The sequence below is a fragment of the Streptomyces sp. NPDC098781 genome, assembly GCF_044759995.1.
Lineage (GTDB): Bacteria > Actinomycetota > Actinomycetes > Streptomycetales > Streptomycetaceae > Streptomyces.
In genome coordinates this window covers 292,638-310,299 of the sequence record NZ_JBIWAK010000008.1, presented here as the reverse complement: position 1 = coordinate 310,299, position 17,662 = coordinate 292,638, and the positions used below count along the sequence as shown (strand labels likewise).

Annotated in this window: 15 protein-coding genes; 7 read left to right on the top strand and 8 right to left on the bottom strand. The window is 70.5% G+C overall.

The features are described from left to right. Positions 1-3: 3 nt before the first annotated feature. From ACIQWG_RS30705 to ACIQWG_RS30695, 3 genes are all read right to left on the bottom strand, one after another. Positions 4-1,023 (bottom strand): ABC transporter permease, encoded by a 1,020-nt coding sequence (locus ACIQWG_RS30705; RefSeq protein WP_404101575.1) that lies wholly within the window; start codon positions 1,021-1,023, stop codon positions 4-6. Further along, the gene (locus ACIQWG_RS30700; RefSeq protein ID WP_404101573.1) at positions 1,020-2,540 is read right to left on the bottom strand and encodes a sugar ABC transporter ATP-binding protein; all 1,521 of its coding nucleotides are present in this window, start codon (positions 2,538-2,540) and stop codon (positions 1,020-1,022) included. The genes ACIQWG_RS30705 and ACIQWG_RS30700 overlap by 4 nt, the downstream gene beginning before the upstream one ends. A 137-nt stretch (positions 2,541-2,677) precedes the next feature. Next, positions 2,678-3,859: an ROK family transcriptional regulator gene (locus tag ACIQWG_RS30695; protein WP_404101835.1), complete on the bottom strand. Its 1,182-nt coding sequence runs from the start codon at positions 3,857-3,859 to the stop codon at positions 2,678-2,680. Positions 3,860-4,140: 281 nt separating this feature from the next. Between ACIQWG_RS30695 and ACIQWG_RS30690 the strand changes: the two genes are divergently transcribed. Then, on the top strand, positions 4,141-4,677 hold the full coding sequence (locus tag ACIQWG_RS30690) for a DUF4231 domain-containing protein (RefSeq protein ID WP_404101571.1): 537 nt from the start codon (positions 4,141-4,143) through the stop codon (positions 4,675-4,677). A gap of 40 nt (positions 4,678-4,717) precedes the next feature. Here ACIQWG_RS30690 and ACIQWG_RS30685 read toward each other — a convergent pair whose 3' ends face one another. The 4 genes from ACIQWG_RS30685 to ACIQWG_RS30670 all read right to left on the bottom strand — a co-directional run bounded on the left by ACIQWG_RS30685 (position 4,718) and on the right by ACIQWG_RS30670 (position 8,091). Continuing rightward, positions 4,718-5,395, bottom strand: coding sequence for a GntR family transcriptional regulator (locus tag ACIQWG_RS30685; RefSeq protein WP_404101569.1), 678 nt, complete (start codon positions 5,393-5,395; stop codon positions 4,718-4,720). 160 nt (positions 5,396-5,555) lie between these two features. After that, a complete protein-coding gene (locus ACIQWG_RS30680; RefSeq protein WP_404101567.1) occupies positions 5,556-6,494 on the bottom strand; it encodes a beta-ketoacyl-ACP synthase III in 939 nt (312 codons plus the stop codon). Positions 6,495-6,644: 150 nt separating this feature from the next. Continuing rightward, on the bottom strand, positions 6,645-6,779 hold the full coding sequence (locus ACIQWG_RS30675) for a hypothetical protein (RefSeq protein WP_404101565.1): 135 nt from the start codon (positions 6,777-6,779) through the stop codon (positions 6,645-6,647). After that, a complete protein-coding gene (locus ACIQWG_RS30670) occupies positions 6,748-8,091 on the bottom strand; it encodes an OFA family MFS transporter (RefSeq protein ID WP_404101563.1) in 1,344 nt (447 codons plus the stop codon). The genes ACIQWG_RS30675 and ACIQWG_RS30670 overlap by 32 nt, the downstream gene beginning before the upstream one ends. A 248-nt stretch (positions 8,092-8,339) precedes the next feature. Between ACIQWG_RS30670 and ACIQWG_RS30665 the strand changes: the two genes are divergently transcribed. From ACIQWG_RS30665 to fdhD, 5 genes are read left to right on the top strand one after another with little or no spacing between them, the layout of a single operon-like run. Further along, positions 8,340-9,311: a 2-dehydropantoate 2-reductase gene (locus ACIQWG_RS30665; RefSeq protein ID WP_404101561.1), complete on the top strand. Its 972-nt coding sequence runs from the start codon at positions 8,340-8,342 to the stop codon at positions 9,309-9,311. 10 nt (positions 9,312-9,321) lie between these two features. Next, positions 9,322-11,241: a molybdopterin oxidoreductase family protein gene (locus ACIQWG_RS30660; RefSeq protein WP_404101559.1), complete on the top strand. Its 1,920-nt coding sequence runs from the start codon at positions 9,322-9,324 to the stop codon at positions 11,239-11,241. Positions 11,242-11,246: 5 nt separating this feature from the next. Further along, complete coding sequence (locus ACIQWG_RS30655; protein WP_404101557.1) at positions 11,247-13,070, top strand: NAD(P)H-dependent oxidoreductase subunit E; 1,824 nt, start codon at positions 11,247-11,249, stop codon at positions 13,068-13,070. Further along, on the top strand, positions 13,067-13,927 hold the full coding sequence (locus ACIQWG_RS30650; RefSeq protein ID WP_404101555.1) for a 2Fe-2S iron-sulfur cluster-binding protein: 861 nt from the start codon (positions 13,067-13,069) through the stop codon (positions 13,925-13,927). Before ACIQWG_RS30655 ends, ACIQWG_RS30650 begins: the two co-directional genes overlap by 4 nt. Before the next feature lie 8 nt (positions 13,928-13,935). Next, positions 13,936-14,784, top strand: coding sequence for a formate dehydrogenase accessory sulfurtransferase FdhD (gene fdhD / locus ACIQWG_RS30645; RefSeq protein WP_404101553.1), 849 nt, complete (start codon positions 13,936-13,938; stop codon positions 14,782-14,784). 72 nt (positions 14,785-14,856) lie between these two features. Here the strand turns inward: fdhD and ACIQWG_RS30640 are convergent, their stop codons facing one another. Beyond that, entirely contained in the window at positions 14,857-15,390 is a 534-nt protein-coding gene (locus ACIQWG_RS30640) for an isochorismatase family protein (RefSeq protein WP_404101551.1), read from the bottom strand. A gap of 375 nt (positions 15,391-15,765) precedes the next feature. Here ACIQWG_RS30640 and ACIQWG_RS30635 point away from each other — a divergent pair, with 375 nt between their 5' ends. After that, positions 15,766-17,652 (top strand): exo-alpha-sialidase, encoded by a 1,887-nt coding sequence (locus tag ACIQWG_RS30635; protein WP_404101549.1) that lies wholly within the window; start codon positions 15,766-15,768, stop codon positions 17,650-17,652. Positions 17,653-17,662 lie beyond the last annotated feature (10 nt).

Below are 17,662 nucleotides of genomic sequence, written 5' to 3'. Positions count from 1 at the left end.
TCCTCAGGTCGTGCTTGCGGTACGGCGCTGGACCAGCACGGCGGCGACGATGATCGCGCCCTTGGCGATCTGCTGGACGTCGCTCTGTAGGTTGTTCAGGGCGAAGATGTTGGTGATCGTGGTGAAGATCAGGACACCGAGCACGGAGCCGACGATGGTGCCCCGGCCTCCGGTGAGCAGGGTGCCGCCGATGATCGCGGCGGCGATGGCGTCGAGTTCGTAGAGGTTGCCGTTGGTGTTCTGGCCGGAGCCGGACAGGATGATCAGCAGGAAGGCGGCGATTCCGCAGCACAGCCCTGACAGCAGGTAGAGGTAGAGCCGCTGGCGGCGGACGTCGATGCCGGCGAGCCGGGCCGCCTCGGCGTTGCCGCCGACGGCGACCGAGCGCCGCCCGAAGGTCGTGCGGTTCAGCACCAGCCAGCCGATGATCGTCACGACCGCGAACACCATGACCAGCGGCGGGATGCCGAGCACATAGGCGTCGCGCTCGCCGAGGTCCAGCACTGAGGGAATGGTGACGATCTGTGTCTTGCCATCGGTGATCTGGAGGGCCAGTCCGCGGGCCGAGGCCAGCATGGCGAGGGTCGCGATGAACGGCACCATCGAGCCGTACGCGATAAGCACCCCGTTGACCAGCCCGCATCCCACGCCGACGATCACGGCGGTGAAGAGGATGCCGGCGAAGCCGTACTCCTGGGTGGCCACCGTCGTCGCCCACACCGAGGCCAGCGCGACGATCGCGCCGACGGACAGGTCGATGCCGCCGGAGATGATGACGAAGGTCATGCCGACGGTGACGACACCGATCACGGACGCCTGAGTGAGGACGAGTTGGAGGTTGCGGGTGTCCAGGAACTCGTCCGGTTTGGTGATGCCGCCGATGACGATCAGCGCGGCGAGGACGCCGAGCAGGGACAGGGTGCGCACGTCGGCGCGGGCCATCAGGCCCCGCCAGGCGGGCGCCGCACCGGCCGACGGCACCTTGCCGGTGCTGTCCCGGGGCGGAGAGGCGTGCTGCGTCATGACGCCGGGCTTCCTTCCATGACGAGGTCGAGGACACGGTGTTCGTCGAGTTCACGCGCGGGCGCCGTGTGCACGACACGGCCCTCGCGCAGCACCAGGACGCGGTCGGCGAGGCCCAGCACTTCGGGCACTTCACTGGAGACCAGGAGCACGGCGAGGCCTTCGTCGGCCAGCCGGCGGACCACGGCGTACAGCTCGGCGCGGGCGCCGACGTCGACGCCGCGGGTGGGTTCGTCGAGCAGCAGCACCCGGCAGCCGCGCAGCAGCCAGCGGGCCAGGACGGCCTTCTGCTGGTTGCCGCCGGAGAGGGTGCGCACGGGCACCGACGGGTTGTCGGGCCGCAGCGACAGCTCACGGGTGGCGGCGCGCGCCGCGCCCAGTTCGGCGGAGCGGTCGATCCAACCGCCGCGGGAGAAGCGGGACATGGAGGACACCGACACATTGCGGGTGACGGACTCCAGCATCAGCAGGGCCTGCGCCTTGCGTTCCTCGGGAGCGAGCCCGAGGCCCGCGCGCACGGCGGCGCGCACGCTGCCGGGCTTCAGCGCCCGCCCGTCCACGAGGACCTGACCGGCGCTGGGCTTGCGGGCGCCGTAGATCGTCTCCAGGATCTCGGAGCGTCCCGAGCCCACGAGTCCGGCGAGTCCGACGATCTCGCCGGGTCGCACGCTCAGGTCCAGGGACTCGAACTCCCCGTCCCGGGCGAGTCCTCGGACCTCCAGCAGCGGCTCGCCGCCGGTGGCGTCCTTCAGGGGCCGCTCGGGGAAGACGTATTCGACGTTGCGGCCCGTCATCATCGCCACGACGTCCCGGGTCGGTGTCGACTTCGCCGGGAGCCCGCCGGCCACGGCCCGCCCGTCCTTGAGCACGGTCACCCGGTCGCCGATCCTGCGGATCTCCTCCAGGCGGTGCGAGATGTAGACGACGGCGACACCTTCGGCGGTGAGATCGCCGACGATGCGGAAGAGGTTGTCGACCTCGTCCGGGTCCAGGGCGGCGGACGGTTCGTCCATCACGATCAGCCGTACGTCGTGGGAGAGCGCCCGGGCCATGGAGACGATCTGCTGCTGGGCCGCCGACAACTCCCCGACCAGACGGCCGGGGTCGATCTCGGGATGTCCGAGTCGCTTGAGGAGCTGGGCCGTCGATGCCCGCGCGGCTTTTCCGCGTACGACGAAACCGGCGGTGGTGGGTTCATGGCCGAGGTGGACGTTCTCGGCCACCGACAGGTGCTCGACCAGGTCGAGTTCCTGGTAGATGGTGGCGATGCCCAGGCGCATCGCGGCGATCGGCGAGCGGAGGGTGACCTCGTCGCCGCGCCAGCGGATGGTGCCGGTGTCGGGCTGGTGGGCGCCGGCGAGGACCTTGATGAGGGTGGACTTGCCGGCGCCGTTCTGGCCGAGCAGGCAGTGCACTTCACCGGCCTGGACGTCGAGGTCGACGCCGTCGAGGGCGCGGACTCCGGGGAACGACTTGGTGATCCCGGACATGCTGAGCAGGGGTGGTTCTGGTGCCATGAGGTCCCCTTGGCGGGCGTGCGGGCCGGTTTCAGGGCAGAACAGATTCAGGGCGGAACAGGTTCAGGGCAGAGCAGTTTCGAGGCAGAGCAGGGCGAGGCGGGGGCCGTACTGGTGAGCCGGGTGGAGCCGGTGACTTACGCGGGTGAGAACAGGTGGTCGCTGATGAGGCGGGCCGCGCCGATGACGCCGGCGGTGGGGCCCAACTCGCCCAGCACGATGGGGAGGTTGCCGGTCGCGAGCGGCAGCGACTGGCGGTAGACCTGGGTGCGGATCGCGGCGAGCAGGTTGTGGCCGAGTCCGGTCACCCCGCCGCCGATCACCACCAGGCCGGGGTTGAAGAAGCTGACGAGTCCGGCGATGACCTGGCCGACGCGGTTGCCGCCCTCGCGGATCAGGTCGAGCGCGGTGGCGTCGCCCGCGGCGGCCGCGGCGGCGACGTCGACGGCGGTCAGGGTGCCGTTCGCCTCGAGTCGCGAGGCGAGTTCCTCCGACAGTCCCTGCTGGGCCGCCTCCACGGCGTCCCGGGCGAGGGCCGCCCCGCTGAAGTGGGCTTCCAGACAACCGCGGTTGCCGCAGGCGCAGGGGCGGCCGTCGGGCACGGCCTGGATGTGCCCGATGTCGCCCGCGCTGCCCGTGACCCCACGGTGGACGTCACCGCCCGCGACGATGCCGCAGCCGATGCCGGTGCCGATCTTGACGCAGAGGAAGTCGCCCACGGACCGTGCGACGCCCGCGTGCTGCTCCCCCATCGCCATGAGGTTCACGTCGTTGTCGACCATGACCGGACAGCCGAGGTCCTGGCTGAGCGCCTCCCGCACCGGGAAGCCGTCCCAGCCCGGCATGATCGGCGGGGCGACCGGGACGCCCTCGGGGAAGCGGACGGGTCCGGGGACGCCGATGCCGGCGCCGTCGTATCCCTCCGCGAGTCCCGAGGCCCTCAACTTCACTGCCATGGACAGGACCTGCTCGAAGACCGCGACGGGTCCCTCGCGGACGTCCATGGGCTGGTTGAGGTGGCCGAGGATCTCCAGTTCGGCGTTGGTGACGGCGACGTCGACCGAGGTCGCGCCGATGTCGACGCCGAGGAAGCGCAGCCCGGGGTTGAGCCGCACGTTGTGGGAGCGGCGCCCACCGCGCGAGGCGGCGAGTCCGTCGGCCACGACCAGGCCCGTCTCCAGCAGGCGGTCCACCTCCACGGCCAGCTTGGACCGCGAGAGGTCGATCTGATCGCCCAGCTGGGCACGGGAGTTGGGTCCCTCGTCGCGCAACAGCCGGAGCAGCTTGGCCTGATGGGCGTTCGCGGGTCGCGCCGTCATACGTCTCACGAGCCCCTCCCCGCCTCAATCGGCCTGAGCGCGCCGGGTTTCGGCCACATGCTGCGGCCTGCTTTCGAGGGGAACGTAGCAGTGGCTGCCGGTACTGGGAAGAACTTGCGCAGAGATTGCCGTCGACTTTCTCCACTCACAGGACAAAGAAGCGAGCGGGAAGACCACGTACGGCATCTGCCGCTGATCGTCCTTGTGCGCCAAGGGGGTGCGACGGGGCCTTGGTTGGCTACCCTTTCCCTGCCGACTGGAGTGCTTTGGGGGGAGCGCGGATGGCTCAGGGAACCTCGTCCGACGAACCGGTGCCGACCCGGGACGCGGCCGGCGCCGGCGCCACGGCCGAGCCCCCGCGCTCCGGCGGCTCGCCCGACACCGAGCCCGGCTATGCCATGCGCGTGGCCGACGGGTCGTACGCCTGGTATCGCGACGCCGCCGTCAGGGCTCGCCGCTACTTCCGCATGACCGAGACGCTGCTGCTGCTCGTCTCCGCGGCGATCCCCGTCTCGGCGGTCGTCTCGTCCAGGAACGCCTTGGTGCCCGCCGTCCTGGGCGGGGTCGTCGTGGTGATCACCGGTCTGCGGTCGGTCTTCCACTGGCAGGACGACTACCTGCGTTTCAGCGAGGCCCGCGAGGCCGTGGAGGCGGAACGCCGTCTGTACTACACGGGCGCGGAGCCGTACGCCGATGCCACGACCCGGGACCAGGCGCTCGCCACCAGGGTCACCCGGATCGAGCAGCGGGAGATGGGCACCTGGGTACAGGTCGCGAGCCCTCGCACGGACGCCACGGGGAACCCCATGCTGCCCTGACCTCCGAGCGGCTCCGCGGCCCTGAACACCGCGGCGTCGCTCAGGACTCGGACCGGGCGTGATACGACCGCCGCGTGTGCTCGGTGTGCTCCCTCATCAGCTGGGTCGCGCGCGCTTCGTCCCGGTCGGTGATCGCGGCGATCATTCCCCGGTGCTCGATCCAGGACTGGTGGCCGCGCTGGCGGGCGACCGGGGTGTAGTACCAGCGGACCCGGCGGTCGACCTGTGCGGCCAGCTCGGCGAGGACGGCGTTGCCCGCGAGGTCCATGATCTTCGCGTGGAAGCGGGCGTTCAGGGCGACGGCGCCGTCCACGTCGTCGGCGGCGACGGCCTCCTCGCCCTCCGCGCACAGCTGTTCCAGGGCCTTGATGCCGGCGCTGTCGGCGTGGGCGGCGGCGAGCCGGGCGGCCTCCGCCTCCAGCAGGGTGCGCACGGTGAGGAGCTGGTCGGCCTCCTCCTCCGTCGGCTCGTGCACGAACGCGCCCTGCGCGGGCCGCAGATCGACCCAGCCCTCGGTGTTCAGCCGCTGTAGTGCCTCCCGCACCGGCTGGCGCGACACGCCGAGGTGACCTGCCAGTTCACTCTCGACCAGGTGCTGGCCCGGCTGGAGGGCACGGGTCGTGATGAGTTCGAGGAGCGCCTCGTAGACGCGGTCGCGCAGCGGGCCGGGCCGTTCGAGCTTGGGCACCGCACCCTGCGGCAGTCCTGTCGACAACATCGGTTCCCCTCCTGGGCGAACGCCGGGCGACTGCGTCCCGTGGCCGAACGTGACGAAAGGCCGGTACCCGTCACGGAAAGCCAGTATCAATTGTCTTTCGTCTACAGTCTACGGCGCACAACGGCCAGGGCACTGAGGAGTTGGCCACATCACGCCGGCGTCAGGGGCAGCGGACGACCTGCCCGGCGTAGGACAGGTTCCCCCCGAACCCGAAGAGCAGCACCGGGTCCCCGGTCGAGATCCGCCCCTGTTCCACGAGCTTGGACAGCGCCAGCGGAATGCTCGCCGCCGAGGTGTTCCCGGACTCGGCCACATCCCGGGCGACCACGGCGTTGACCGCGCCGAGCTTGAGGGCGAGGGGCTCGATGATGCGCAGGTTGGCCTGGTGCAGCACGACGCCGGCGAGGTCCTCGGGGGCGAGGCCGGCCTTCTCACAGGCCCGGCGGGCGATGGCCGGCAGCTGTGTGGTCGCCCAGCGGTAGACGCTCTGCCCCTCCTGGGCGAACCGCGCGGGCTGCCCCTCGATCCGCACGGCGTGCCCCATCTCGGGCACCGAACCCCACAGCACGGGTCCGATCCGGGCCTCGTCGGACGCCTCCACGACGGCCGCGCCGGCCCCGTCCCCGACCAGCACACAGGTCGTGCGGTCGCTCCAGTCGGTCACGTCGGACATCTTGTCGGCGCCGATCACCAGCGCCCGGGCCGCGGCCCCCGCCCGCACGGCATGGTCGGCGGTGGCCAGCGCGTGGGTGAAGCCCGCGCAGACGACGTTGACGTCCATCGCGGCGGGCGAGGGGATGCCGAGCCGGGCCGCGACCCGGGCGGCCATGTTCGGGGAGCGGTCGATGGCGGTGGAGGTGGCGACCAGGACCAGGTCGATGTCGCCGGGCGCGAGTCCCGCCGCCGCGAGGGCCTTGGCGGCGGCGTGGCCGGCGAGCTCGTCGACCGGCTCGTCGGGGCCGGCGATGTGCCGGGTGCGGATGCCCACCCGGGTGGTGATCCACTCGTCACTGGTGTCGACCATGCCCGCCAGCTCCTCGTTGGTGAGGACCCTGGCGGGTTGATAGTGGCCGACGGCGGCGATGCGCGAGCCGTTCATCGATGGTGATCCCCCTCGGACCTCGGGTAGCGGGATTCACCAGTCTGATCAGTGACTCACGGGTAGGGCGGCACGTGATGCCACAGGAAACAGGCGCCCGTATTGTCGGCTTCCCTCAGACCCTCGGACGCCCGAACAACTCCCGAACACCTACCCGGTGAACAGCTGCGTCGCCTTCTGTACGAGTTCGTAGAGCCCGTACGCGAGCGGCAGCCCCACCCACACCCAGGCGAAGGCGATCAGCCCGCGCCGGCTAGGCGGACTCTGACTGCTGTCGCTGGACATCAGCGGCCTCCTTCTCCCTCTGCGCCGGGACGGGCACGTGATGACGCGGGTGCACGGGCCGGACGAGCTCGTTGGCGACGAAGCCCACGGCCAGCAGCCCGATCATGATGAACAGGGACATCGTGTACAGGGCCGAGCCACTCTTGCCCGCCTCCTCCTGCCGGTCGGCGATCCAGTTCACGATCAGCGGTCCGAGCACTCCGGCCGTGGACCAGGCGGTGAGCAGCCGCCCATGGATGGCGCCCACCTGGTAGGTCCCGAAGAGGTCCTTCAGATAGGCGGGGACGGTGGCGAAGCCGCCGCCGTAGAAGGAGAGGATCACCAGCGCGCACAGGATGAACAGGGGCTTCGAGGAGTCGCCGGCGAGCGCGATCAGGCCGTACATCAGCGCGCCCACCCCCAGGTACACCCGGTAGATGTTCTTGCGCCCGATCAGGTCGGAGGTCGACGACCAGCCGATCCGGCCGGCCATGTTGGCGGCGGACAGCAGGGCGACGAAACCGGCCGCGGCCGACACCGACACCGGTGTGGAGGTGTTCGCGAAGAAGTCCGTGATCATCGGCGCGGCCTTCTCCAGGATGCCGATGCCCGCGGTCACGTTCATGCAGAGCACCACCCACAGACACCAGAACTGCGGTGTGCGCACGGCGTCGCGGGCGGAGACCTGCGGTCCGTCGAAGGCGCCGGGCCCGTCGCCGACCGGCTTCTCGGTGCGCGGCACCCGGACCAGCAGCACCCCGAGCAGCATGAAGACGGCGTACGACAGCCCGTGCACCAGGAACGCCAGGGCGATCCCGGAGCTGTCGCTGCCGAACGACTCCAGCATCTGCGCCGACCAGGGCGAGGCGATGAGCGCGCCGCCGCCGAAGCCCATGATGGCGATGCCGGTGGCCATGCCGGGCCGGTCGGGGAACCACTTGATCAGGGTGGAGACCGGCGAGATGTAGCCGATGCCCAGGCCGATGCCGCCGACGAAGCCGTAGCCGAGGACGATCAGCCAGTACTGCTCGGTGGCCGCGCCGAGGGCGGAGAGCAGGAAGCCGGACGAGAAGCAGATCAGGGCGACGGTCATGGCCCAGCGCGGGCCGTTGCGTTCCACCAGCGTGCCGCCGAACGCGGCCGACAGACCGAGCATGACGATGCCGAGCTGGAACGGCAGGGCGCTCTGTGTGCCGCTGAGGCCGAGCGCGGATTCGAGCGGCGGCTTGAACACGCTCCACGCGTAGGCCTGGCCGATGGACAGATGGACCGACAGAGCGGCGGGCGGAACCAGCCAGCGGCTCCATCCCGGGGGTGCGAGCGGTGGACTCATGATCCCGAACGGTAGGGACGACCACGGGAGTTGAGAAGGCGGCACGTCGACCGTATGCGGTGAGCGGTATGCAGGACGCGACGAACGGTCGAACACCGTCCGGAAAGCCTTCCCCAAGCCCGTGCGCGAACTCTTGCTGACCCTGTATCCATACTGTAGACAATATTCAGTCGACGAGAATCGACCTGTTCGGGCACAACTTCCCAGCCACTCCGCGGTACTCCCTCGACCGAACGGAGCGTTCCGAAGTGAAAGTTGCAGTCCTCGGCGCCGGTGCCATCGGCGCCTACGTCGGAGCCGCGCTGCATCGCGCCGGCGCCGACGTGCATCTCATCGCCCGTGGACCGCATCTCGCGGCCATGAGGCAGCACGGGGTGCGGGTGCTCAGTCAGCGCGGCGACTTCACCGCCCGCGCCCACGCCACCGACGACCCGGCCGAAGTCGGCCCGGTGGACTTCGTCTTCCTGGGTCTGAAGGCCAACTCGTACGCGGCGTGCGGGCCGCTGATCGAGCCCCTGCTGCACGACGGCACGGCGGTCGTGGCCGCCCAGAACGGCATCCCCTGGTGGTACTTCCACCGGCACGGCGGCCCGCACGAAGGCCACCGCGTCGAGAGCGTGGACCCCGGCGGCACGGTCAGCGCGGTACTCGCGCCCGAACGGGCCATCGGCTGCGTGGTCTACGCCGCCACCGAGCTCGAAGGCCCCGGTGTGGTACGCCACTTGGAGGGCACCAGGTTCTCCATCGGCGAGCCCGACCGCAGCGTGTCCAGGCGCTGTCTGGACTTCAGCGAGGCCATGATCGCGGGCGGCCTCAAGTGCCCGGTCGAACCCGACCTGCGCAACGACATCTGGCTCAAGCTGCTCGGCAACATCTCCTTCAACCCGATCAGCGCGCTGGCCCGCGCCACCATGCGGCAGATGTGCCTGCACGGCGGCACCCGCAAGGTCATCGAGATCATGATGACCGAGACGCTCGCGGTGGCCGAGGCCCTCGGCTGCGAGGTCGGCGTCTCCATCGAGCGCCGGCTCGCGGGCGCCGAGAAGGTCGGCGACCACCGCACCTCCACGCTCCAGGACCTGGAGCGCGGCAAGCCGCTCGAACTCGACGTACTGCTCGCGGCGGTCGTCGAGTTGGCGGAGATCACCGGCGTCCAGGTGCCCACCCTGCGCACCGTGCACGCCATCTCGGACCTGCTCGCACTGAGGAGCGCCGCATGAGGAGCGTCGTATGAGGAAACGGCAACCGAAGACCTACACCCGGCTGACGCACCCGCTGGTACGGGACTCCCGCGACGAGCCCTTCCGGACGGCGAGCTGGGAGGAGGCGCTGGACCGGGCGGCCCGCGGGCTCGAACGCGGACGCGGCGCCTTCGGCATGTTCAGCTGCGCCCGCGCGACCAACGAGATGAACTACGTGGCGCAGAAGTTCGCCCGCGTCGTGATGGGCACCAACAACGTCGACTCCTGCAACCGGACATGTCACGCCCCGAGCGTCGCCGGACTCTCGGCCGCGTTCGGCTCGGGCGGCGGCACCTCCTCCTACGAGGAGATCGAGCACACCGACGTCATCGTGATGTGGGGCTCCAACGCCCGCTTCGCGCACCCGATCTTCTTCCAGCACGTGCTGAAGGGCATCAGGAACGGCGCCCGGATGTACGCCGTCGACCCGCGCCGCACCTCCACCGCCGAGTGGGCGGAGAGCTGGATGGGGCTGAACGTCGGCACCGACATCCCGATGGCGCACGCGATCGGCCGCGAGATCATCCACGCGGGCCTCGCGAACGAGGCGTTCATCGAGCGGGCGACCAGCGGCTTCGAGGAGTACAAGGCGCTGGTGGAGCCGTGGACGCTGTCGCTCGCGGAGAAGGTGACGGGCGTACCGGCCGCAGCCATCCGCGAGTTGGCGCACGCCTACGCTCGCGCCGAGCGCGCCCAGCTGTGCTGGACCCTCGGGATCACCGAGCACCACAACGGCACCGACAACGTCCGGGCGCTGATCAACCTGTCGCTGCTGACCGGCCACGTGGGCCGCTACGGCAGCGGGCTCCAGCCCCTGCGCGGACAGAACAACGTCCAGGGCGGCGGCGACATGGGCGCGATCCCCAACCGGCTGCCCGGCTTCCAGGACATCCTCGACCCCGACACCCGGCTCAAGTTCGAGTCGGCCTGGGACACGGTGATCCAGCCCCACTACGGCCTCAACCTCACCGAGATGTTCGAGGCGATGGAGGAGGGCGAGCTGAAGGCCGTCTACTGCATCGGCGAGAACCCGGCGCAGTCCGAGGCGGACAGCGAGCAGGCCGTACGGCGGATGCGGCAGCTGGACTTCCTCGTCGTCCAGGACATCTTCCTGACGAAGACGGCCGAGCTGGCGGACGTCGTCCTCCCCGCCACCGCCGGGTGGGCGGAGACCGAGGGCACCACGACCAACAGCGAACGGCGGGTGCAGCGGGTGCGGCGGGCGGTCACCCCGCCCGGTGAGGCGCGCGAGGACATCGACATCATCTGCGAGCTGGCGGCACGGCTCGGCCACGAGTGGAAGTACGCCGACTCCGAGGCCGTCTGGAACGAACTGCGCTCGGTCTCCCCGGACCACTACGGGATGACGTACCAGCGACTGGACGACCATCAGGGCATCCAGTGGCCGTGCCCGAGCACCGACGGGCTGGAACCGACCTATCTGCACGGCCGGCTCTGGGAGGCCGACCCGGCCGAGCGGGGCGTGCCGGCGCCGTTCGGGATCGTCCAGCACGATCCGCCGGTCGACCTCACCGACGAGCAGTACCCGGTGCGGCTCACCACCGGAAGGCGGCTCGACTCGTACAACACCGGGGTGCAGACCGGGAGTTTCGCCTCCCCGCTGCGGCGCGGCGAGTACCTGGAGATCAGCCCGGAGGACGCCGAGCGGTACGGGGTCGTCGTCGGCGAGGAGGTCCAGGTGACCTCGCGGCGCGGTTCGGTGGTCGCGCCGGTGTGGATCGACACCGCCCTGCGGCCTGGGCTCGCCTTCATGACCATGCACTTTCCCGACGAGGTGGACACCAACCAGCTGACGATCGAGGCGAACTGCCCGATCGCGGGGACGGCGGAGTTCAAGGCGTCGGCGATCCGGATCGACAAGCTCCCCGTCGCGACCATCGTGAGGTGACGTAAGTGGACCTGCACTTCGGCGACAGCAAACCGACGGACGACGAACGGGCGGCCGTGGACGCCTTGTTGGGGCCGCCGGAGTCCTCCTGGGAGGGCGCCGACCGCTCGGACGCCGACCTGAGGTGGGCCAGGGGCGGACGCGAGGCCCGGGACCGCCGCGACCTGCTGTTGCCGGGGCTGCACGCGATCAACGACCGGATCGGCTGGATCAGCGAGGGCGCGCTCGACTACCTCTGCCGGCGGCTGACGGTGCCGCCGGCGGAGGCGTACGGCGTGGCCACCTTCTACGCCATGTTCTCGGTCAAACCCCGCCCCGCCACCGTGCTCCACGTGTGCACGGACCTCGCGTGCGCCGCCGCGGGGGCGAGCGAGCTGTGTGCCGGGATCGAGGCGCGCCTCGGCCTCGGCAGCGGGGTGAGCGTGGAACGCAGTCCGTGTCTGGGCCTGTGCGAACGGGCTCCGGCGGCGCTCGCGATCAAGGCCGGCGATCCGGTGCGTACGGCGGTCTCGGCGCCGGCGACCGTGCACGACGCCGTCCTCGCCGCGAGCGCCCCGGACTCGGCACCGCAGGAGCCGCCCGCGATGATGGCGGTGCCGCAGGCCGGCGATCCCTCGTTGACCCTGCTGGGCCGCGTCGGCGTGGTCGACCCGTCCTCGCTGGACGACTACCGCGCCCACGGCGGCTACAGCGCGCTGCGCCGGGCCTTCAAGCTCGGTCCCGCCGGAGTGATCCGTGAGGTCAGCGACTCCGGCCTGGTCGGGCGCGGCGGCGCCGCCTTCCCCACCGGCCGCAAATGGCAGGCCACGGCGTCGCAGCCCGACCATCCGCACTACGTCGTCTGCAACGCCGACGAATCAGAGCCGGGCACCTTCAAGGACCGCGTGATCATGGAGGGCGACCCGTACGCGCTGGTCGAGGCGATGACCGTCGCGGCGTACGCGACCGGGGCCCACAAGGGCTACCTGTATCTGCGCGGCGAGTACCCGCGCGCCCTGCACCGCATGGAACACGCCCTCGCCCAGGCACGGGCGCGCGGGCTGCTCGGGGACGACGTCCTCGGCCAGGGGTACGCCTTCGACATCGAGATCAGGCGGGGGGCGGGGGCCTACATCTGCGGCGAGGAGACAGCCCTCTTCAACTCCATCGAGGGCTACCGGGGCGAACCCCGCTCCAAGCCGCCGTTCCCGGTGGAGAAGGGCCTCTTCGGCAAGCCGACGGTCGAGAACAACGTGGAGACGCTGGTCAACGTACTGCCGATCCTGACCATGGGCGCACCGGCGTACGCGGCGATCGGGACGGAGCGGTCCACCGGGCCGAAGCTGTTCTGCGTGTCCGGGAGCGTGGTGCGGCCCGGTATCTACGAGCTCCCGTTCGGCGCGACGCTCGGTGAGCTGCTGGAGCTGGCCGGGGTCCGGGACGGGCTGCGGGCGGTCCTGCTCGGGGGCGCCGCGGGTGGCTTCGTCCGGCCCGACGAGCTGGACATCCCGCTCACCTTCGAGGGCACCCGCGAGGCGGGCACGACGCTCGGTTCCGGCGTGGTCATGGCCTTCGACGACACCGTCCCGCTGCCCCGGCTGCTGCTGCGGATCGCCGAGTTCTTCCGCGACGAGTCGTGCGGACAGTGCGTGCCGTGCCGGGTCGGGACGGTACGGCAGGAGGAGGCGCTGCACCGGATCGCCGAACGCACGGGTGCGGCGGCCGCCGATGACATCGCCCTGCTCAGGGAGGTCGGCCGCGCGATGCGGGACGCCTCGATCTGCGGTCTCGGACAGACCGCGTGGAACGCCGTGGAATCCGCCATCGACCGTCTGGGGGCGTACGAATGACCGTGGTACCGCTGGGGATCCCGCGCCGGCTGCTGGAATTCACGATCGACGGGGAGCCCGTGCGCACGACGGAGGGCTCCACGATCCTGGACGCCTGCCGGGCCGCCGGGAAGGACGTGCCGACCCTGTGCGAGGGCGACACCCTCAGGCCCAAGAACGCCTGCCGGGTGTGTGTCGTCGAGGTCGAGGGGGCACGCACGCTGGTCCCGGCCTGTTCGCGCAAGGCCGAGGCCGGTATGGAGGTGCGCACGGACACCGAGCGCGCCCGGCACAGCCGCAAGATCGTGCTCGAACTGCTCGCCTCGTCCGTGGACCTCTCGACGACCCCGCGGGTCGCCGAGTGGATCAAGGAGTACGAGGCGAAACCGGACCGCTTCGGCCCGGACGCGGCACGGCTGAACGAGGAGCCGAAGGTCGACAACGATCTGTATGTGCGGGACTACGACAAGTGCATCCTCTGCTACAAGTGCGTCGACGCGTGCGGCGACCAGTGGCAGAACAGCTTCGCGATCTCGGTCGCGGGTCGCGGCTTCGACGCGCGGATCGCGGTGGAGCACGACGCGCCGCTGACCGACTCGGCGTGCGTGTACTGCGGGAACTGCATCGAGGTGTGCCCGACGGGGGCGCTGTCGTTCAAGTCGGAGTTCGACATGCGGGCGGCGGGTACGTGGGACCAGAGCGCGCAGACCGAGACGACGACCGTGTGCGCGTACTGCGGAGTGGGCTGCAACCTCACGCTCCATGTGCAGGACAATGAGATCGTGAAGGTCACGTCACCGCACGACAACCCGGTGACCCACGGCAACCTCTGCATCAAGGGCCGTTTCGGCTATCAGCACGTACAGAACCGGGACTGAGACAGGACATGGGACGAGTCACGGAACGACGCAAGGTGATCCGGATCCGGGACGGAGCCGTCTCCACCCGGCCGGACACACTCGTCGCCGAGGAACCCCTGGAGATCAGGCTCAACGGCAAGCCGCTGGCGATCACGATGCGCACACCGGGTGACGACTTCGCGCTCGCGGCCGGGTTCCTGGTGAGCGAGGGGGTGCTCGCGGAGGCGGATGACCTCCAGAACATCGTGTACTGCGCGGGCGCCACGGTGGACGGGTCGAACACCTACAACGTGGTGGACGTGCGGACGGCGCCGGGAGTGACCGTCCCCGACATCACCCTCGAACGGAACGTGTACACGACGTCGTCCTGCGGGCTGTGCGGCAAGGCGTCACTGGACGCCGTCCGTACGACGGCCCGCTGGCCGATCGCCGACACTCCCCCGGTCCGGGTCGACCCCGCACTGCTCGCCGGCCTCCCCGACCGGCTGCGCGAGGCCCAGCGGGTCTTCGACCGGACCGGGGGCCTGCACGCGGCGGCCCTGTTCACCGAGGAGGGCGAGCTGCTGGACATACGGGAGGACGTGGGCCGGCACAACGCGGTCGACAAGCTGGTGGGCCGCGCCCTTCAGAACGGGGACCTCCCGCTGTCCCGGTCGATCCTGCTGGTTTCGGGACGGGCCAGTTTCGAGCTGGCGCAGAAGGCCGTGATGGCCGGGATCCCGGTGCTCGCGGCGGTCTCGGCGCCCTCCTCGCTGGCGGTGGACCTGGCGGCGGAGACGGGACTGACGCTGGTGGGCTTCCTGCGGGGAAGCTCCATGAACGTGTACGCGGGCGAACACCGGCTGGCCCTGCGGACCGCGGCCGCCCAGGCCTGACAGGCTCCCCGCGACACGGCGGCGGGGCCCCATCGGCGGGGAGCGCCCCCTGCGCCGTGGTGGGCCCCGCCGTTAGCCCTGACGGCCCGTCAGGCGCAGCTGTGCCGCTCGCACCACGGTGCCCAGCCGCGGGAAGTCGAGCCGTACCGACGCGTCGTGCTCGGCCGCCGTGAACGCCGTCATCGCGTCCTCGACGAAGACCAGGTCGTAACCGAGGTCGCCGGCCGCGCGGGCGGTGGACTCGACGCCCAGGTTGGTGGCGATACCGCCGAACACCAGCGTACGGATGCCGCGTTCACGCAGGCGGTCGTCCAGTCCGGTGCCCTGGAAGCCGCCGATGGTGCGCTTCACGATCTCGATGTCACCGTCCCGCAGCAGGCCGCCCGCCAGACCGCTGCCGGCCGGTTGCTCGGCGACGCCGGGGCGTTCGACGCGGACCAGGACGACGGTGGCGCCGGAGGAACGGAAGGCCGCCGCCAACTCCTCGCAGGCCACGAGGACTTCGGTGCCCTTGCGGGGCTCCAGGGGCAGGGCGACGATGCGGTCCATCAGGTCGACCAGCACGAGGGCGGTGTGTGCCGGGTGGAGCGTGAGCGGTGCGGTCATGACGGAACGTTATCCGCCATCAGCGCTGTGTACCGGAAATCCGGATCAACAAGTCCATGAATCGGTGGATCGTCGCGGCGGGTCGGCCGTTCGGGGCAATCGGCGACGACATGCCGGGCGCCGGCCCCGGCGCTCACCCCTGACGGGCGACGCGTGGCATACCGTTCGGACGGCGGAACGACCGAGGCGCACGCGGCTGTCGGGGCGCGGGTCAACGGGGGGAAAGCAATACTCCATCCGTGACGTGACACGTGCACGGTTCTTGTGATGTGTGCGATAGCCCAACTAACGTCTGTGATGCGCACTTTGGACGTGGGATGTCCGAATGTTCAGATGCCTGGACGCATGACCAGACGATGAAGGGCGGGCCGCACCATGCCGGCTAGAGTTCGCGCACGTCTCAGAGCTGCCCTTGTCGCGGCCGTCGCCACCTCGGCGACGGCCGCGACGTTAAGTCCCGCCGAGTCCCAACCGACCACGACGAGCCCGTCGTTCGAGCAACAGGTTCTGTTCAAGGCGTCCCAGGACCCCGGGTACGCCTGCTTCCGCATCCCCGCGATCGTGAAGACCAAGGACGGCACGCTGCTCGCGTTCGCCGAGGGACGGGTGCTCAACTGCGGCGACGCCGCCGACATCGACATCGTGCTCAAGCGGTCCACCGACGGCGGGCGCACCTGGGGGCCGCTCCAGGTCGTCAACGACGGCAACGGCGACACGCACGGCAATCCGGCGCCCATCGTGGACCGTGAGACCGGCCGCATCGTGCTGGCCGAGACGTACAACACCGGGCGTACGGACAGCGGCAGTTGCTCGGTTCCGTGTGATCGCAAACCCCACCTCCAGTACAGCGACGACGACGGGCGGACCTGGTCCGAATCGCGTCCCCTGAGCGACCAGATACTGCCCGCGAACTGGAACTCCTGGTACGCCACCGGCCCCGTGCACGGCATCCAGCTCACCAAGGGCAAGCACGCCGGGCGGCTCGTCTTCGGCGTCAACACCGAGACCTGGGACGGCAGTCGGGTCACCGCCAACCACGCCGCGCTCATCGTCAGCGACGACGGCGGCGACAACTGGCGGATCGGCGCCACCGACTCCTGGCCCATCTCGGCCGCCGACAACACCTTCCGGCAGAAGCCGTCCGAGGTGACCGTCACCGAGCGCGCGGACGGCAAGATCCTCATCAGCGGCCGGGAGCAGGACGGCACCGACCTCGGGCACCGCACCCAGACGTTCAGCAGCGACGGGGGCGACAGCTTCACCGGGCCGTTCCACGACCTGCCCGACCTCTACACGCCCCAAGTCCAGGGCGCCACACTGCGGTTGGGCAACCGGATACTGCTGTCCGCACCGGGCGACCCGGACCGCCGTCGGACCATGATGATCCGCAGCTCCTACGACGGCGGCGACACCTGGGAGAGCGTGGACCGCGGCAAGGTCGTCACCACGGACTGGTCGGGATACTCCGACATGGTGGACGTCGACGCGTCCACGGTGGGTCTGATGTACGAGGGCGGCGCGGTCGACGCCCGGGACGAGATCCGCTTCGCGCGGTTCAACGAGGACTGGCTCGGACCCCGGCGCGGCCCCGACCCGACCACCGCCGACCTCGCCATCGGGGCACCCCGCGCGACCGTCCTGGGCGGCGCCGGGACGACCGACGGTGTGCTGGGCCGCGCCATGGAGTTCGACGGCCGCGACGACGCCGTACGGCTGCCGTACCGCTCCAGCCTGCCGCTCGGGACGGGCGAGTTCACGGTGTCGCTGTTCTTCCGCTATTCCGCCACGTCCGGCGAGCAGCCGTTCCTGTGGATGGGCGGGATCGGCAGCACCCAGCCCCAGGTCTGGCTGCGCGGCGAGCCCGACAACGACCGGGTGCGGGCGCTGATCACCACGCGGGAGGGGTTCGGGACCGTGCACACCTCGTCCGTGTGGGCCGGCGGCGCCGCCAACGACGGTGAGTGGCACCATCTCGCGCTGCGGCGCGGCGGCGGCCGGCTGACGCTGTTCCTCGACGGCAGGGCGATCAGCACCACGGACGTGCCCGGTTCGCTCAGCCGCAACTCGCCGTTCGGGGTGCACGTCGGCCAGCGCATGGACAGCCGGGCCTTCCTCACCGGCACGATCGACGACGTCCGGGTGTGGAGCCGGGCGCTCGGCGAGGAGGAGCTCAGCGCCGCCGCGGCGGCACAGGTGACGACCCGCAAGAAGGTGAACACCCGGGACACCGTCCTGTGGCTGCCCATGGACCACGTGGGCTGAGGCCACTAAC